The following is a 16,809-nucleotide window of genomic DNA, read 5'->3' as shown; positions in this document are numbered from 1 at the left end:
ACGGCCCGATCACTTCCCAGGCCTGATCAGTCAGTTCATGACGTCGCACCACGAACGGAGTAACGACCGACCGACATTGCGGACACGCCCTAGGACGTGCATCGTAAACGCTGCCCGCATGACTCATCAGCGGCTGCGGGCAGCGCTGGATACACGAGCCGGGGGGCGACCCTCAGTGGCTTGACGGTGGTTGCGACTGTTCCGACGGCGCGTGCCGGCCCTTTCAGCACTACGAGGGAACAGGGCTCCACGACGCCACGAAGGCCGAAGTCGCTGGTCGTCGAGGGGACCCGCGCAGTGCTTCAAAAGGACGGAACGACGCTTCTCGAGAGGCTGAACGGGAAGGACTTCGACTTCGAGGACGGCCGGCGCCTCTCCCGTACGGGAAGCTGGGCCGATCGGGGGGCGGCGGCTGGTGGCGGTGCGCCATTCGTACCGCTCGTACCGCGCCAGCGCCGACGCGGCCTGCCCCGAGGCGAGCGGGACGGCGGCCGCCAGGTGTCCGTCGGCCGGCCGACAGGCCTCCACCTGGGCCGACTCGGCCTCGACCAGGGCGTCGACCGCCTGCTGCAGGTACCGGCGTGTGCGGCGGGTTCGGAGCGCTCCCTCCGTCGATCACGGCACTCCGACCCCGCGCGAAGAGTCGCGGCCTTCACTCTCGCCGCCACGACTGGTGACGCACAGGCAGGTTCAGCCATGGAGCGACGAACGAGCGCAGTACGTCCTGTGAACAGTATTGAAAAGCCATGTGACATGTGCAATTTTACTCAGCATCCGTCGCGGACGGGCCCCTCCAACTCCCCTCCCCAGGAGTGCATCTTGCGCGCCATGGCCATCGCCACCGCCCTGCTCATATCGGCCTTCGCGGCCGCTCCCGCCCAGGCCGCCCAGGCCGAGCCCAAGCCGGACCACGTCTTCGCGGACCCGGGCCAGCGCCCGGCCCACGGCAAGGTCAACGGCGCCCCCGGCGCAACCGCCGGCGGCGGGCTGGAGTCGCGCATCCTGCCGATCGTCCACGACTGCAGCCCGTCGCTGCGGATCCGGGCCCAGGAGATGACTGCCGCCCAGCTGACGGCGACCTGCGCGAGCCTGGCCAACCAGGACGCCTACTTCCACAGCGTCGCCAAGGACTCTGGGCCGGTCACGAACGACCACAACACCACCCTCGAGGTCGATGTCTTCAACTCGAGCGCCGACTACAAGGCCTACGCGAGGAAGATCTACGGCATCGACACCAACAACGGCGGCATGTACCTGGAGGGAGACCCCTCCGTGACGGGCAACCAGCCCCGGTTCATATGTTACGAGCGCACCGACGTCAGCCCCGGCTGGCAAATCTGGAACCTCAACCACGAGTACACCCACTACCTCGACGGCCGCTTCAATCTCTACGGCGACTTCGGCGCCAGTCAGACCACCCCCACCGTGTGGTGGGGCGAGGGCATCGCGGAGTACATCTCCTACTCCTACCGCGGCGTCACCTACGCCAACGCGGTAGCCGAGGCCGGCAAGCACACGTACTCCCTGCGCACGCTGTTCGACACCACCTACGCCAACAGCGACGTCAACCGCACCTACAACTGGGGCTACCTCGCCGCCCGCTATATGGTCGAGAAGCACCCGGCCGACGTCGCCACCGTGCTCGGCCACTACCGCACCGGAGACTGGACCGCCGCGCGTTCCTTCCTCACTTCACTGGACTACGAGAGCGACTGGAACGCCTGGCTGACGAGCGTGGCAGCCGGCGCCTGACCCGTACTCCTCCGGTAGGTCCGGGGCAGCGACTCGTCCGCCGCCCCGGATGGGCGGGACGCGGTAGCGATGAAGCCCACCTGCGCCTGACGGCTGCGTCGTCGCACGAACGCGCTCGGAGCGAAAGTCAGAATCGATCTCGATGACGGCCGCCTCACCAGTCATGGTCGAAGCCCTGCGGACGGAGCCGCAGGTCAGCGCCAACGAGGGAGCCATCGGGCGGCCCGGTTCAGGAGGCGAGGTGGCAGGATGACATGGTGTCCGACTCTCTCCGTGAACTGTGGCTGCGCGGCATCGCCTTCAACGCGGCGGCGCCCGCCGACGTGCTGATACGCCTCCTGGACGAAGCGGCCGGTGAGGCCGGCCTGCTGATGTGCGAGGGCCGCGACCTGCCCGACGCCGTCATCGACGCGGCCCTCCGCCACCCGGTCGAGCCGATCCGCCGCGCCCTCGCCCGCAACCTGTACGTCGACCCCGCACGACTCGCTCCCTTGGCATCGGACCCTTCGGGACTCGTCCGTGCACATCTCGCCCGCGGCACCCGGGTCCAGCCCCGATGGGTCCGGCCCCTGCCGGACGACATCCTCGTCACCTTCCTGACCGCCGAGGAAGGAGGCGAGGACGGCAGGGTCTCCGAAAAGGACATCGTCGGGGAGCTCTGGTCCTCCCGGCACGTCCCTCGGTCCTTCCCGCGGGACATGGCCGGTCACGACCACCCCGCACTCCGTCTGTGCGCCGTCTTCCAGTGGCAGTCGCTCACCGCTGCGCAGCGCAATGACCTGCTCGACGACCCCGACCCCGCGGTGCGGAAGGCGGCGCGGAAACGCAGATGGGTGCTGGACCCGGAGGCAGTGGAGGCAAAACTGCCGTCCCTCGAACCACGCGACACGTGGTTCGTGCTCGGTACCTGTGCCCTGTCACCCGCGGTCGTCGAGCAGTGCTTCGCGGACGACGAGGTGCGCCCGCTGGCCGGGAACCGCCATACCCCGGCCGACGCCCTCGCCCGGCTCGCCCGCCACCCCGATGCAGAGATCCGCAGGCTGGTCGCCACCCGGCCCGACCTGGGACCGGCGTCGACGGAGCTGAGGCAGGATCCGGACGAGGACGTGCGGATGCGTGCCCGCCTCCAGCCCTCCATCCGTACCTGGGCCGAATTCGAGGCGGTCCAGAGTGTGGTCGATCACGGTCCCGACTGCACCTGCCCGATCACGGAGCCGGCCACCGAGTCCTCGCCCGACTGGTACGCCACCTGCGCGACGTCCGAGGAACCGGTGCTCCGCCGGGTTGCGGCGAGCTGGCCCGGCCTGCCCGCAGAGCTCGTCGGGACACTGGCGCTGGACGATGACGAGGAGGTACGGATCCAGCTGGCCTGCCACCACCCACTGGCTCCGCCGCACCTTCTCCTGGACGTCTTCGTGACCCGCCCGGCCCACCGGCCGCACCTGCTGACCCTGCCCGCGTTCCCCCGCACCGGCCGGACCCACCTCATCGGCCACCCGGACCCCGAGGTACGCGCCCTGGCCGCGGCCGACCCCACCCTGCCCGAACCTCCGCTGGAAGACCCCGACGATGCAGTACGCCGGGCAGCCGCCGCCAACCCGGCCCTGACACCGGAGACCCTGGAAACCCTCCTCACCGACCTCCGCACCGCAGAGGGCGCCGCGGCCAACCCGTCCCTCCCCGTCCCCCGCATGCACGCACTCTTCGACCGCTGCCTGAACGGCGCCGCCACCCCGTTGGCGGCGGCCCGACGCCGAGAGACGACGCCCACGTAGCGATCACGGGCAGGCAATCGCCGTCGGCCATCCACTGAGGCCAACGCGCCCGGCAAGCGATTCCACATCTCGGTTCTGGCACAGATCTTGGGGAGCGGTCGCGGAGGGTGTCCAGATCGCTTGACGTGCGCTGACTCGTCATCGAACGGGTGAGATTGGCCCCTGCATGCCGGACGGACGGTCACCCGTCGGCATGCCTGTGCTGTGCCATCGCGCGTTCGATCACCCCTCGCTGATCCTCTGGCTCCACGAACCAGCCAGCTGATCATTTGCCAGACACCCCTAGAGCCTTTCTCTTTGATGCTCTGAGGAGTGTCGCGCCTGGCTGGGCTGGGTGGTGGACAAGCCCTCCGCCGGTCAGGCGTCCCAGGCACGAGGACGGTTCAGCTCTTCCCACTCGGGGCGGAGTAGCGAGAACACGGCGAGGTCGTGGCGGCGGCCACGGTGCAGGCAGGCGGCGCGGCTGATTCCTTCCTGGGTGAAGCCGGACTTGGCAAGGACGGCGAGCGCGGGGGTGTTGTCGGTGTGCGTTTCCGCCGTGAGCCGATACATCGGGAGTTCGCCGAAGGCTAGGTCCACCACAGCGTCCAGGGCAGCTGTGCCGTGGCCGTGCCCGCGATGTTGAGCAGCGAGCAGCAGCTCGACCTGGGCTGTGCCGTTGACGATGTTCTGGCTGGTCAGTGCAACGTAGCCGACAGGAGTGCCGCTGGAAGGGTAGATAAGGAAGTCGTCGCGATCGTCGTCCTCGATGTCGCGCTCGATGCGCTCGCGCATGGCGGTGAGTGAGCGCGGCCAGATGCCTATTTGGTGGGCGGCTACGGGGTCGGATCGCCAGGTGTGTATGAGCTCGGCGTCGTCTATGTCGAGTGCTACGAGGCCGACGGACTTGGCCCGCCAGGAAAGCTCTCTTTCAGCCCCTGAGTCATGCTCGTCGCCTGCAATCCTGATGCTTTCCGTCATAGGCGGATGTTATGGGGGCCTTCAGGCCGGGACCACCGCGTTTCTCCGCTCCGTGGCGCGTCGCCATGCCTGGTCAGCGACGAGCCCACATAGGAGGTGTTGCGCTCCTTGTATGTCTCGGCGTCGAAGCCAGGCGGGCGGCCTCCGGCGCGGCCTCGCCGTACGCGGTGGCCGACCTGGTCCGCGGGCTGCGGAATGACGGCCCGGATACCTCGGCGACCGAGATGCCCACGGATCGCGCGGGAAGAATAGGCGCGATCAGCGAGGACAACCGCGGGCCGGGTTCTTGGTCTGCCGACCCCGCTTCGTGGAATCCGGATTCCGGCCATGCCCGCCTCGAAGGCCGACGCGTCACCGGCCTGGCCCACGGTGACATGGATGGACAGCCAGGTGGACCTTCGTGCTCAAGCCACCACGTGGGCGTCCCGAGCGTGTGGTCGTTGGGCTCGGACCGGCCGGGCGCCCTCTTTTCCTAGCTCCGGTGGAATGCTGGTGAGCCCGGCAGCCGTGGACTCCGCAGAGACCGTCCAGCCCGCCTCGTCATCGGCATCCACCACTGCAAGTACCGCCGCCAGAACCCGTGCCCAAGTGCCGCCCATGGATGACCTGATCAGGCGTTTGTGCGCGGTCCGGAAGGGCCCGAGCTCTTCTGGCAGGTCGCGTCAGGGTGAGCAGGTGCGGTACTTCCACGCGATGGCTTCCAGGCTCCGGTGGTGGTCGGCCCACGAGCCGCTTGGCGATGTCGCGCAGGCTCATCTTCCGATCGCGCAGGTGGAGGGCCGGTGACGCTCGCGCTGCCGGTGGTCTTGCCTCGCTTGCGGGGGCGCTCACGGGCTTCGAGGGTGCGGTTGCGGATGTGCTCGCGCTCCAAGCCGGACATGGTCGCGCGCACGGTGAACACGACCTCGGAAGGGGCGTGCGAGGCCTTCGGTTCTCCGGCGAGGCAGTCCAGGCCTACGTCGCCGGCCTTCAGCCCTTGCGTGAGCGCGGCGAGTTCGATGCCGCGGTTGAGCCGATTGTGCTCGTGGCGACAAGGGTCACGGCGGCTCCGGAGGAGCGGATCTGCCCGGCGAGCTTCGCGGCGGCCTCCAGCTCGGGGCGCCTGGGGGCTTAATATTCCTTGACACGAATATTCTCTGTAGAGAATGATTGTGTTCATGGATGCACTCCTCACCGCACTGGCCGACCCGGCCCGCTGGCGGCTCGTGAGACTGCTGGCCGAGCGGCCTCGCCCGGTCGGCGTGCTTGCCCAGCTCGCCGAGGCGCGCCAGCCGCAGACGACCAAGCACCTGCAGACCCTTGAACGTGCCGGCATCGTCACCTCGCAGCGCACCGGCCAGCGCCGTATCTACGCGCTTCAGCCCGCTCCCCTGCGGGATCTGGCAGCTGCGTTGAACCGGCTCGCCGACACTGCGGACCAGGTCGGTGGCTCGCGTACGACCTACGACAGCTACGGGCTCAGCCTCCGCGCGGAGCGGCTCGCCGCAGAGGAGTCCGGGTGGGCCGATGGTCGCTCGTTCAGGTTCCACCGGTCGCTGCCTGGGCAACCCGAGCTGGTCTGGCGCCATCTCACCGAGGCATCCCTGCTCGCCCACTGGTGGACGCCGGACGACCTTCGCGTCTCCGAGCTCGTCTTCGAGGCGCGACCGGGTGGGCGGGTCGTCCAGGAGTACCGCGATGCCGAGGACTCCGACGGCTCTGACCTGGTCGCCGGTCGCGCGGAGGGAGTCGTCGAAGACGTGCGCCCCGGCGAGAGCCTCAGCTACCGACTCTCTCCGGTGCTGCCCGATGGGCGCATCGCGTTCACTGCCCACGTCGACCTCGGCCTGAAGCCCAGCGGTACCGGCACGGACCTCGACGCCCACTGGCGGATCACTGACAGCACGGTCGACTCCGCCGACTTCATCGCAGGCATCGAGATCGGCTTCGGCCAGAGCCTCGACAAACTCCTGGCGGCCCTCGCCGCAGACCCGAACGACACCGACAGTGCCGATAGAAGGAGCGCGAAATGACCGACTCGACCGGCCGCAGGGTGACCGCGAACCTGGCTCTCAGCCTCGACGGGCGTTACAACGGTCCCGGTGGGGCGAACGATTTCAGCGCATTCGCCCCGTACGTGACAACCGAGGTCGCGCGAAACCATCTCACCCGTATCTGGGAGGGCGCGACGACGGCGCTGCTCGGCAGGGTCAACGCCGAGGGATTCCTGGGGTACTGGCCATCGGTCGCCGCGGACGAGAACGCCGATCCGCGTGATCGTGGATATGCGAAGTGGCTGGTCGACACGGAAAAGGTGGTGTTCTCGACCACCTTGGCCGAGGCGCCGTGGGCACACACCCGCGTGGTGAACGCTCCCGCTGCGGACATCGTCCCCGACCTCAAGGCCACCGGTGAGGGGGACATCCTCGTCAACAGCAGCGCCAGCGTCATCAAGGCACTTCTCTCGGCAGACTTGTTGGACCGGCTGTATCTGATGATCTTCCCCGAGATCGTCGGGGGCGGGCAGCGGCTGTTCGACGACGGCCTGCCGAGCACGAAGTGGACGCTCGCCCATCAGGAGACCGGCGATCTGGGTGAGATCGCCATGATCTACGACCGGGTGCGCTGATCCGACCGATCAGCACACTCAGCGCGCGAGGCGGCCGGCCCGGCTGGTTGGGGGGGGTGGCACCGCGACGCTGCTGGGTCCGCCATGGGTGAAGCGGCGCAGCACCTGCTCGGCCTTTTGGCGGTGCCTAGCCGGAGCGCGGTGCGTACTCGGCCGTCTGGGCGTGCTGCTGCTCGATTGGCTCCCAGTGGATCGGCCGCGTCAGCGAGGCGCCGAGCGATGGCCAGCCGGGCGGGGTGGCGTCCGGGCACACGCGGATGCTGCCGATGTTCTTCAGCCGCGGCAGCCTCCGCCGGATCCTGAACGCGGCCGCCGGCCCCACCGCCTGAGGGGGCGCCGTGGCACGCCCCGAAGTTGCCGTCGGCTACGCCGTCACGGAGCGGGGCGAGCGCGGTGAGCATCTCCGCTCCCTGCGGAAGAGCGCCGGCCTTACCCGCGACCTCGCCGACGAACCCGACGCCTACGACCCGTACCTGGACGTCGACTTCACCCCGAGTCGCGGCGGCGGTCCGCCGACCGACGGATTCAGCCAGGCCGCGTACGTCGGCCAAGGGCCGGGGGCCGAGCGGGGCGGGCGGAGCGGGCGGGTGTCGGCGTGCACCTCACGGTGCCGTGGCACCGCGTTCGGGGGCTGATCCCGGGGACCGGGTCGAGGTCACAGCAACCGGTCGACCAGCCCGTCGATGTAGTCCGGGGTGAGCGGGCCCATGCCGAACAGGACGCGGATGTACATCGGGGCCAGGATGTGGTCCAGCACGTCGAACGCGTCGGGTGCGTGCTCGCCACGGTCGCGGGCGTGATCGAGCATGGACTGCAGTTGCCGCATGCGTTCGGCGCGGAGGTCGTCACCGGCCTGCAGGCCCTGCTGACCGTTGCTCGACAGGGCGACGGCCAGGTGCAGCACCGCCGGGCCGTCGGGTCCGGTGATCTCGCGGGCCACGTTGGCCGCGTATGTGCGCAGGTCGCCGGCCAGGCTTCCGGTGTCGGGCATCGGCGACCGCGTGTTGAGGCGGGTGAGCGCCACGTCGGTGAGCAGGGTTTCCAGGCTGCCCCACCGGCGGTAGATGCTGCTGTCGGCCACGCCCGCGCGGGCTGCGACCTCGCCGACGGTGAAGTTGCCGTAGCCACGCTCGCTGATCAGGTCGGTGACGGCCTGGTGCACCTGCGCGCCGACGCGGGCGCTGCGCCCGCCGGGCCGCCGGGCTCCCTGTCGCTCGTTCATGCCCCCACCTTAACGCAGTCAGTACTTGCGTTTGCGAGGCGGGCGTCCGTATGGTCTCCTAACGCAGTCGCTGACTGCTTTAGAGCGCTCAGGCGTATCGCCACCCGTGTCGACCACGGCCGGGCGCGACTACCGATCGAGGGGGATCTCCATGGCCGCATCGCAACCGACCGCAGGCAGTCGACCAAACCGGGCCGTGCTGCTCACGGTGATCTGTCTGGGCCAGTTCATGGTCCTGCTCGACAACACGATCGTCGGAGCGGCGCTGCCGGACATGCAGCACCGGCTGCACACCCAGCTGACCGGTCTGCAGTGGATCGTCGACGCGTACGTGCTCCTGGTCGCCATGCTGTTGCTGTCCGGCGGCGTCTTCGCCGACCGGTTCGGCCGCAAGCGGGTGTACCTGACCGGCGTCGCGGTGTTCACCGCCGCGTCGCTGCTGTGCAGCCTCGCGCCCTCGGCCGGCTGGCTGGTCGCCGGCCGGGTGCTGCAGGGCATCGGGGCCGCGGCGCTGAGCCCTGCCTCGCTCGCCCTGCTCGCCGCCGCCCATCCCGTGCCGCAAGAACGGATCAAGGCGATCGGGCTGTGGGCCGGATTCAGCGGAATCGGTCTGGCCGCAGGCCCCGTGGCAGGCGGAGTGCTGACAGAGGCCTTCGGCTGGCCCGCCATCTTCATGGTCAATCTGCCCATCGGCGTGATCCTGCTGCTGGTCGGCCTGCGCCACCTCGACGAGTCCCGCAATCCGAGCGCCCCCGCGATCGACATCCCGGGGACGGTGCTGTCCGTTCTGGCGGTGGGGGCACTGACCTACGGGCTGATCGAGGGCGGCGCCCGCGGCTGGATCTCGCCGGTCATCCTGGGCAGCTTCACCGCCGCGGCGATCCTCCTCGCCGCCTTCGTCGCCGTCGAAGCGCGTCGCTCCGCACCGATGCTGCCGTTGCGGCTGTTCCGGCAGCGCCTGTTCACCGTGTCCAACACCGCCATGGTCGTGGTGGGGTTCGCGCTCATGGGTTCGTCGTTCTTCTTCTCCCAGTTCTTCGTGTACGTCCAGGGCAGCTCGATCCTGCGCGCCGGCCTGCAGACCCTGCCGCTGTCCCTCGCCATGGTGATCGTCAGCCCGTACGCGGGCCGGCTCGCCGCCCGGCACGGCTTCCGCGTCGTGGTCACCACCGGCCTGGCCCTGGCCGGCCTGGGACTGCTGGCGCTCGGCATGGTGCACGCCGACACCGGCTACGGGAACGTGTGGTGGCGGCTGGGACTCGCCGGTACCGGCTTCGCCCTGACCATGTCCCCGCTGACGGGCGCCGCCATCCAAGCGGTCAGCCCGCAGGAAGGCGGCCTCGCGTCAGGCATCAGCAGCACCACCCGGCAGATCGGCGCCGTGCTCGGCGTGGCGGTACTCGGAGCCATCGTCCGCACCCGGCAATCCGGCGGCGCCTCCTTCGAGACCGGCATCACCAGCGCCTTCCTCGCGGCCGGCGCCATCACGTTGGCCACCGCCGTGTTCACCGGCCTGTGGCTGGAGAGGGCCAAGCCCGCCGAAGGCTCCGCGGCGCCGCGACGTTCCACCGATCCGGATGCGGTCACCACCACGAACGAGGCATCCGCGGTCAGCCCGAGCTAGACCAAGACCATTCCATGGCCCTCTTCTCCCACCCGCTACGCCAAGCGCCGGTACGTCCAGCTCGGCACCGCAACCGCCACAGCGCTCACCATTGCTCCGTACGTGATCGCCCGGACAAGTCCTGGTCGATTGAGTAGGCTCCTCTGAATCGTGCAGGGGGGCAACGATGTCGGACAGGCATGCCGGGTCACATCTCAACGCGTTGTTCGACCGCAGGATCGACGCATCGCGTGCCGTCACCAGCCTGTACGTAGGGGCGGCGGCCGATCTGTCCCTGATCACGGCCTTCCTCATGGCGATCTTCCGGGCGGACGCAGAAACCGGAGACATCGTGCTGTGCGTCGATGGCACACGTGCGGGCGTCGTGGGAAGGGCCCGTTTCGAGGCGATCACCGGTGCGTCGGACTCCGTCGACCGCGGCATCGAGATCGGCGCGGGAGACGGCGCCACCCTTCCCGGAGCCCCTACCACCTTCACCCTCATGAGGCTCACGTGCAGCGGGTGCGCTCAGGTCGCCTTCCGGGTCTCGGGTGACGAGCCACCACCCGACTGCCCGGAAGGACACGGCCCCATGGCGGACGCGGCATGAACCTCGGCGCCGTCACGGGATCGGCCACTTCACTGGTGTCCGGCCGGTTCCTGCTGGTCGGGTATCTGCCCACGTGCGCCGGATCCTTCTTCCTCCTCAGCCTCGTATGGGCGGGGGCACCGAACCGCCCACCGGCCTTTCGTAGCGCCTGGAAGGCAGCCACCACGCTCGGCGCCGGGGAGATCCTCATGCTCTTCCTGCTGCTGCTGGTGGTGGCCGTACTGTTTCACCCGCTTCAACTGTCCGTCGTCAAGCTCCTCGAGGGCTACTGGCCCGCCCGCGTGTCGGCCCTCACGACGTACGGTGTCCGGCGGCAGAACCAGCGCCGGGCGCGGCTGTCCGCCAGCACCGCTCTCGCGCCAGGGATCCCTCCGACACCGAGTGAGGTCCGTCGTGCCGGACTGGCCCTGGTCGTCCTGCGCCAGAGCTTTCCCTCCGAGGGCGACCTCACGCGGCCGACTCGCCTGGGGAACGCCCTGGCCGCCGCGGAGGACCGGGCGGGCCGCCCGTACGGCTGGGACGCCCCGGTCGCCTGGCCACGGCTGTACCCGCTGCTGGGAGATCCGGTGCGCGTCATGGTGGACAACCGCCGCGACATGCTCGACGCGATGGTCCGGCTGTCGGTGACCGGAATGGTCTGTGGCATCGGCTCGGTCGTGCTGCTCGCTCCGACCGGCCGGTGGGTCCTGCTGTCGGCCGTGCCCCTGCTCCTCGCCCGCCTCGCGTACGGAGCTGCTGTCGCCGCCGCCCTCTCGTACGGCGAGGCGCTCAGGGTGGCCTTCGATCTGCACCGGTTCGATCTGTACGGCGCACTGAGGATCGACGTACCCGCCACCCGGGACGACGAGCGCCAAGTGAACACCGCGCTCTGCGACTTCTGGCGGCAGGGACGCGATCTCGGGCAGGATTACGCCCACCCCGGAACCACAGCCGCAGCCGATGCCACGTCCCTTCCCATTCCCGCTCCGGCTCCCGCTCCCCTTCCCATTTCCCCTCCGACTCCCGCTCCCGCTCCCGCTCCCGCTCCCGGGATGTCGGACCCGGGCGGTCCGGCGAACATCCCCTGACGAGGAGGCTCATGCACGACGAGGCCGTCCGACGACTGGAACAACGCATCGCGCGCTACGAGACGGCAGGCGATGCCTCCCTCCTGCACGCGCCGGACGCGCAGGAGGATGTGGACGCTGCTCTGCAGGCGGTGGCGGCCCCGGGCGGAGCGACGTCCGACGCGGCGTGCACGCTTGGGGTCTTCCTCTGTCACAGGGGCGAGACGAGCCGTCCTCAGAACATGGCCGACCTCATCCTGGTCATCGAGATCTTCCGCCACATTCCGGAGAGGGCGGACGCACTGCCCCGCCCCGCGCGCAACTCGATCGCCCATTTCTGGAACGACCAGGCCATGGAGCTGTTCCAGACGGCCGACGGGAGCGCCGGGAGCCTCCCGGACCTCGACGAAGCGGTCCGGTTCTTCCAGAACTCGGTGCTCATGCTGGGACAGGGACACGCGATGGCGACGATCGTCACCGCACGCGCCGGGGCCGCGCTCATGGCCCGCTTCCGGATCTCGGGCCAGCCGGCCGACCTGGACGACGCCATCGTCCACCTGCGCTCTCCCCTCGACGATTTCCAGGTGGAGGACGAGAACACGCGCGCCGTGTGCTCGACCAACCTCGGCCGGGCCCTGCGCCTGCGCTTCTGCCTGCGGGGCGGCCCGGCGGACCTCGGGGAGGCACTCCTCCATCTCTGCGACGCCCACCGGGCGGGACCGGCCGACGAACTGGTCCATGCCGCCGCTCTCCGGCTGCACTGGGCGGGCGCGGACGACCCGGTCCTGGCCACCGTGCGGGAGCGGATGACACCGACGGACTGGAACGCCGTCACCGAGCCGCGCCCCCCTGGCTGGCACTGGTCCTGGACCGCCCAGGAAGCCCTCCGGCATGCGCGCGCGACCGAGGATCTCACGGTCCTCGACCACGCCCTGGGCCTCCTGCGCCGGGCCGCCGGCGCCTGCCCGACGGGCGGCCCCGATCACCTGGCGGCCCTGCGCGAGGTGGAGGCCGCCCTGCTGTCCCGGTTCTCGCTGGCGGACGACGACGCCGATACGGAGGCGCTGGCCGCCGTCGCCCGGCTGAGCGTCGATCTGGTCGCCGCCCGACCCGACCTCCTCCCCGATCAACTGGCGTACCTGACCCGGTCGCTCCGCACCTGCTGGCGCAGAAGCGGCAGGGTGAACTACCTCAACGAGGCGATCGAGCGGCTCGGGTGCGGTGGGGACAGGCTGGCCCCCCACCATCCCGCCCGGTACGTGCTCCACGCCAACCTCGGAGCGGTGTACCAGGACCGGTACGAAGCAACCGGCGACGACGCCGATGCCGCGGCGGCCGAGGCGGCCATGCTCACGGCCCTCGCGCTGCTTCCGCCCGATCATCCCGAACGCCCCCTGGTGGAGGAGGAGTTCGTACGGCTCGCGCTGATGCGGGGCACCCCGGACAGCCTGGATGCGGCGCTCGTCCTGCAGCGGGAGAGAGTGCGCGACGACGCCGGAGACGCCTCGGCAGCCGACGGCCGGATCGTGCTGGCGAAGCTGCTCGGCGCCCGGGCGCACCTGACCGGGACTCCCGCCCGCTGGGAGGAGACCATCGCCGAGGTCGAGCGGCTGATCTCCTCGGACGACGTCCGGGGCGAGGATCTTTCCGTGCTCGCCACCGGCCTCGGCATCTACGAATGGGAGCTGTACCAGCTCACCGGCGACCGGACCCGACTGGACCGCGCCGTCGCACGCGCCGAGTCGGCCCTGGACGCCTTCCCGTACGACGGGCCCGACCGCGCGACCCTGGCCTCCAACCTCTGCAACCTGCTGGCCGAAAGGGCATATGCGACGGGCTCGGCCGATGACGTGCATGCGGCCGTGGCGCATGGGCGCGAAGCGTTCGCCCTCGCGGCCGGGCCGGGCCTCGACATGGTCGCCAACCTCGCCCGGGCCCTCGGCCAACGCTTCAGGCTCCACGGAAATCTGGCCGACCTGGACGAGGGCATCTCTCTCGGTCGCATCACCGACGCCCTCAGTGAGATCACCGACGAGGTGCGCGACAGCCCTTACTGGCACGCCGTGCGGGGGAATCTCGCGCTCCACCTGACATTGCGCCACGCCGAGACCGGCCATGCGGAAGACCTCTCGGAGGCCATCGAGGTAGGCCGGGAACTCATCGGGGACCCCCGTGTCCCGGCGGCGCGCAATGCCGCGTACCACTCGAACCACGTCGCAGCGCTGCTCGCCCGCAGCCGTGCGCACCCCGACCTCGCGGATCTCGACGAGGCGGTCACCACGGCCCGGCAGGCGCTGGCCCTTGCGGGTCCGCTCGCTCCCGACCGGGCCACGTACCTCTCCCATCTGGCCGGCGCCCTCGCCGAGCGCCACTCCGTACGCCCCTCCGCCGACGACCTCGACGAGGCCGTCGACCATGCGCGCTCGGCGGTCGGCGCTGCTCCGGAGCACCACTCCGACCTGCCACGGTTGCTCCACACCCTCGCCACCCTCCTCGTCCGGCGTGACGGACGTTCCACGGATGCGCGCGAGGCGACGGCGCTCTGGCGTCGGGCCGCCTCGCTCACGGCGACCCCGGCCATGCGACTGCGGGTCACCTTGGACTGGGGCGCCGAGGCGGCGTCCCGCGACGACTGGGAGCAGGCACTGGAGGCCTACGCCCTCGCCATCGGGCTCCTGCCTGAACTGGCCTGGATCGGCATCGGGCAGACCGACCGGCAGCGGCTCCTGTCGAAGGCCACCGGTCTCGCCTCCGATGCCGCGGCGTGCGCCCTGTCCGCCGGCCATCCACCCGAGCGGGCGATCGCGATACTCGAACAGGCCCGCGCCGTCGTCTTCACCGGCGAATGGCAGTGGTCGGCCGAGGTGACGGCCCTCAGGGCCGTGGACCCGGACCTGGCCGACCGGCTCACCGCCCTTCGCGCGCAGCTCGGCAGGCAGCCTGAGGCCCGGGCCCTGGACGCGGCACCGAACGGAGCCCTGCCCCTCGCGGGCGGCGCAGGACCACACCCGGACGCCGTGATGGCGCTCGGACGCCGGTGGGACGAGGCCGTGGCCGAGGCCCGGGAGCTCCCCGGATTCTCCGCCTTCCTGCGCGATCCCCCGGCGCCGGTCCTCGAACTGCCACGGGGCAGCGCCGCGGTCGTCGTCAACGTCAGCCGGTACCGGTGCGACGCCCTTCTGATCACCGGTCGCGACGTGCGCGCGGTGCCGCTGCGGACCACGGCCCCGGAGATCGCCGAGATGGCGGTCGGTCACCTCCGCGCGCAGTTCCCGTACGAGCACCGGAACCCGTCCGGGGCGGAGGCCCCGGCCGCGGCCCTCGTACGCGAGCACTCCATCGGCGAGACGCTCGGCCGGCTCTGGAGGGGCATCGCCGAGCCCGTGCTCGACGCTCTCGGCCACGTCGGACCACCGGGACCGGATCAGCCCTGGCCACGCGTCTGGTGGTGTCCCACCAACATGCTGACTCATCTTCCGCTCCACGCGGCGGGTGAGCACGATGTGGACGGGGCCGGTCACGACAGCGTCATGGACCGCGTCGTCTCCTCGTACGCTCCGACACTCCGCGCTCTCTCCACGGCACTCGCCGCGGTGTCCGGGCCGGTGACGGAACCGAGCGTGCTCTTGGTCGCACCGGAGCCTCCGGGGCACCGCACGCTCCCGGGCGCCGTGCGCGATGCGCAGCTCCTGTCCACGTTCGCGCCCCGTACCCGCCTGACGAGGCTCCACGGCGCGGAGGCGACCGTTCGTGCCGTCACCGAAGCGCTGGCGCACCACACATGGGTCCACTTCAGCTGCCACGGCGACCAGAGCATCACTGACCCCTCATCGGGGGGATTGATCCTCCAGGACGGCCGCCTCACCGTGGAGGACCTCGTACGGGCACGGCACCCCGCCAACAATCTCGCCTTCCTCGCCGCGTGCAAGTCGGCTTCGGGAGGAGCCACCGTTCCGGACGAGGTCCTCACCCCTGCCGCAGCCTTCCACCACGCCGGGTTCCGGCATGTCGTCGGCACGCTCTGGGCGGTCGACGACGCTGCCGCGAGTGACCTGACGGAGCGGATGTACACGGGGCTTCTCGTGGACGGCCGCCCCGACGCCACGCACGCCGCGACGGCCCTCCACCAGGCGGTACGCCAATTACGGACCGCGTCGCCGTACCGGCCCGGCGCGTGGGCGGCCTTCGTCCACCTCGGTGCCTGAAGCGGGGCGGCGCGCCCCGGCGAGGCAGCCGCCTTCTCCCCTCCCCCGAGCTCGCCCAGGCCCTCGGCCTGACCGAGAAGGCAGCGCGCACCTGCCTCGTCCACCAGGCCGTTTCGTTCGGATCTTGCGAGGCTTGCCATACTTCCCGAGTGGAGATGCAAGCCGAGGAGGCAGCGCGGCGTTGGCTGGCTGATCAGGGCGTCAGCCAGGTGCGCGACGGGTGGGTGAGCGGCGAGAAGCCGGACGCGTTGCTCACCGCCAACCAGGTGGCGCACTCCTGGGCCAGTGATGTGTTCGCCGAAGACCTGCATGCAGCCGACCAGGTGCGGTTGGCTTTCGGGCTGCTGGACCTCCTCGACGAGTACTGGGTCACGTGCGAGATCCGGTTCGCGAACGAGGGTGCGGAGGGTCCCCTGCTGGCCGACGTGCTGTGGGACGGCTACCGTCAGCGGCTGGAGGCGGACCGGGAGGCCGAGGCCGTCACCTACTCGCTGTGGGTGGACTGGTTCGAGGACCACGCCACTTCCGCGACGGCCTTCGCCGAGGTTCTCGGTAACGACATCGACCGGGTGGCGGCCGAGCGATCGGAAGCCCTGCTCCGCCGAGCCCGTCGGGTTCTGGAGTGTTCGGGACCGGTGCGCTGGACGGTGAAGGAGCTGACGTACCGCACCGCCATGCGGCTCCCTGACCTGCACTCGGCCGTCTTCCGCGGCCTCCTGGCGAGCTTCCACGACGTCTACGGCGACCTGGAGCCAGCTGCCGCACTGGCCCTCCTCGACCGGCTGGATCTCCCCACGAACACCCAGCACCTTGCCGAACTGCGCCACGTACTCGCCGCCGGGCATAAGAACCACTACCGCAGCCCTGGTGCCTGGGACGATGCGGTTCGCTCCTGTTCCTGAGTCGTTGGCCTGGCAGACCAAAGAAAGATCCCGGCGATGTGGAGTCCGGCCAGGTAAATGGTCGCGGTCTTCTCGTAGCGGGTGGCGATGCCTCTCCACTGCTTCAAGCGGAGGCGTACAAGCAGC

General features: G+C 70.2%; 11 protein-coding genes and 3 pseudogenes. 10 read left to right on the top strand and 4 right to left on the bottom strand.

Annotation, left to right across the window (positions count from 1 at the left end):
- Window positions 1–987: 987 nt before the first annotated feature.
- Both ACFC0G_RS38225 and ACFC0G_RS38220 read left to right on the top strand, forming a co-directional pair.
- Window positions 988–1,746, top strand: a pseudogene (locus ACFC0G_RS38225) (collagenase); the annotation flags it as partial.
- Between the two features lie 260 nt (window positions 1,747–2,006).
- Window positions 2,007–3,527, top strand: coding sequence for a hypothetical protein (locus ACFC0G_RS38220; RefSeq protein ID WP_376413241.1), 1,521 nt, complete (start codon window positions 2,007–2,009; stop codon window positions 3,525–3,527).
- Between the two features lie 357 nt (window positions 3,528–3,884).
- Here ACFC0G_RS38220 and ACFC0G_RS38215 read toward each other — a convergent pair whose 3' ends face one another.
- The 3 genes and pseudogenes from ACFC0G_RS38215 to ACFC0G_RS38205 form a co-directional block, all read right to left on the bottom strand.
- Window positions 3,885–4,487: a GNAT family N-acetyltransferase gene (locus ACFC0G_RS38215; RefSeq protein ID WP_376413239.1), complete on the bottom strand. Its 603-nt coding sequence runs from the start codon at window positions 4,485–4,487 to the stop codon at window positions 3,885–3,887.
- 95 nt (window positions 4,488–4,582) lie between these two features.
- A pseudogene (locus ACFC0G_RS38210) lies at window positions 4,583–5,212 on the bottom strand (IS5 family transposase); the annotation flags it as partial.
- Between the two features lie 140 nt (window positions 5,213–5,352).
- Window positions 5,353–5,646 (bottom strand): annotated as a pseudogene (locus ACFC0G_RS38205) (hypothetical protein); the annotation flags it as partial.
- Here ACFC0G_RS38205 and ACFC0G_RS38200 point away from each other — a divergent pair.
- The 3 genes from ACFC0G_RS38200 (at window position 5,645) to ACFC0G_RS38190 (ending at window position 7,730) form a co-directional block, all read left to right on the top strand.
- A complete protein-coding gene (locus ACFC0G_RS38200; protein WP_376413237.1) occupies window positions 5,645–6,499 on the top strand; it encodes a metalloregulator ArsR/SmtB family transcription factor in 855 nt (284 codons plus the stop codon). The pseudogene ACFC0G_RS38205 and the gene ACFC0G_RS38200 overlap by 2 nt on opposite strands.
- Complete coding sequence (locus ACFC0G_RS38195) at window positions 6,496–7,095, top strand: dihydrofolate reductase family protein (protein WP_376413235.1); 600 nt, start codon at window positions 6,496–6,498, stop codon at window positions 7,093–7,095. The genes ACFC0G_RS38200 and ACFC0G_RS38195 overlap by 4 nt, the downstream gene beginning before the upstream one ends.
- A 338-nt stretch (window positions 7,096–7,433) precedes the next feature.
- Window positions 7,434–7,730 (top strand): hypothetical protein, encoded by a 297-nt coding sequence (locus tag ACFC0G_RS38190; protein WP_376413234.1) that lies wholly within the window; start codon window positions 7,434–7,436, stop codon window positions 7,728–7,730.
- A 20-nt stretch (window positions 7,731–7,750) separates the two neighbouring features.
- Here the strand turns inward: ACFC0G_RS38190 and ACFC0G_RS38185 are convergent, their stop codons facing one another.
- Complete coding sequence (locus tag ACFC0G_RS38185; protein WP_376413232.1) at window positions 7,751–8,317, bottom strand: TetR/AcrR family transcriptional regulator; 567 nt, start codon at window positions 8,315–8,317, stop codon at window positions 7,751–7,753.
- A gap of 151 nt (window positions 8,318–8,468) precedes the next feature.
- On the opposite strand from ACFC0G_RS38185, the gene ACFC0G_RS38180 reads away from it, so the two are divergent.
- From ACFC0G_RS38180 to ACFC0G_RS38160, 5 genes are all read left to right on the top strand, one after another.
- Entirely contained in the window at window positions 8,469–9,941 is a 1,473-nt protein-coding gene (locus ACFC0G_RS38180) for an MFS transporter (RefSeq protein ID WP_376413230.1), read from the top strand.
- Window positions 9,942–10,107: 166 nt separating this feature from the next.
- The gene (locus tag ACFC0G_RS38175) at window positions 10,108–10,530 is read left to right on the top strand and encodes a hypothetical protein (protein ID WP_376413228.1); all 423 of its coding nucleotides are present in this window, start codon (window positions 10,108–10,110) and stop codon (window positions 10,528–10,530) included.
- Window positions 10,527–11,597: a hypothetical protein gene (locus ACFC0G_RS38170; protein WP_376413226.1), complete on the top strand. Its 1,071-nt coding sequence runs from the start codon at window positions 10,527–10,529 to the stop codon at window positions 11,595–11,597. Before ACFC0G_RS38175 ends, ACFC0G_RS38170 begins: the two co-directional genes overlap by 4 nt.
- A 221-nt stretch (window positions 11,598–11,818) precedes the next feature.
- Window positions 11,819–15,781 (top strand): CHAT domain-containing protein, encoded by a 3,963-nt coding sequence (locus ACFC0G_RS38165; RefSeq protein WP_376413224.1) that lies wholly within the window; start codon window positions 11,819–11,821, stop codon window positions 15,779–15,781.
- Between the two features lie 155 nt (window positions 15,782–15,936).
- Window positions 15,937–16,683, top strand: a complete 747-nt coding sequence (locus ACFC0G_RS38160; RefSeq protein WP_376413245.1) for a hypothetical protein — start codon at window positions 15,937–15,939, stop codon at window positions 16,681–16,683.
- Window positions 16,684–16,809 lie beyond the last annotated feature (126 nt).

This window comes from Streptomyces sp. NPDC056169 (genome assembly GCF_042268445.1).
GTDB lineage: Bacteria > Actinomycetota > Actinomycetes > Streptomycetales > Streptomycetaceae > Streptomyces.
Note: the sequence above shows the minus strand (reverse complement) of the source record. Positions and strands in the feature narration are given on the sequence as shown.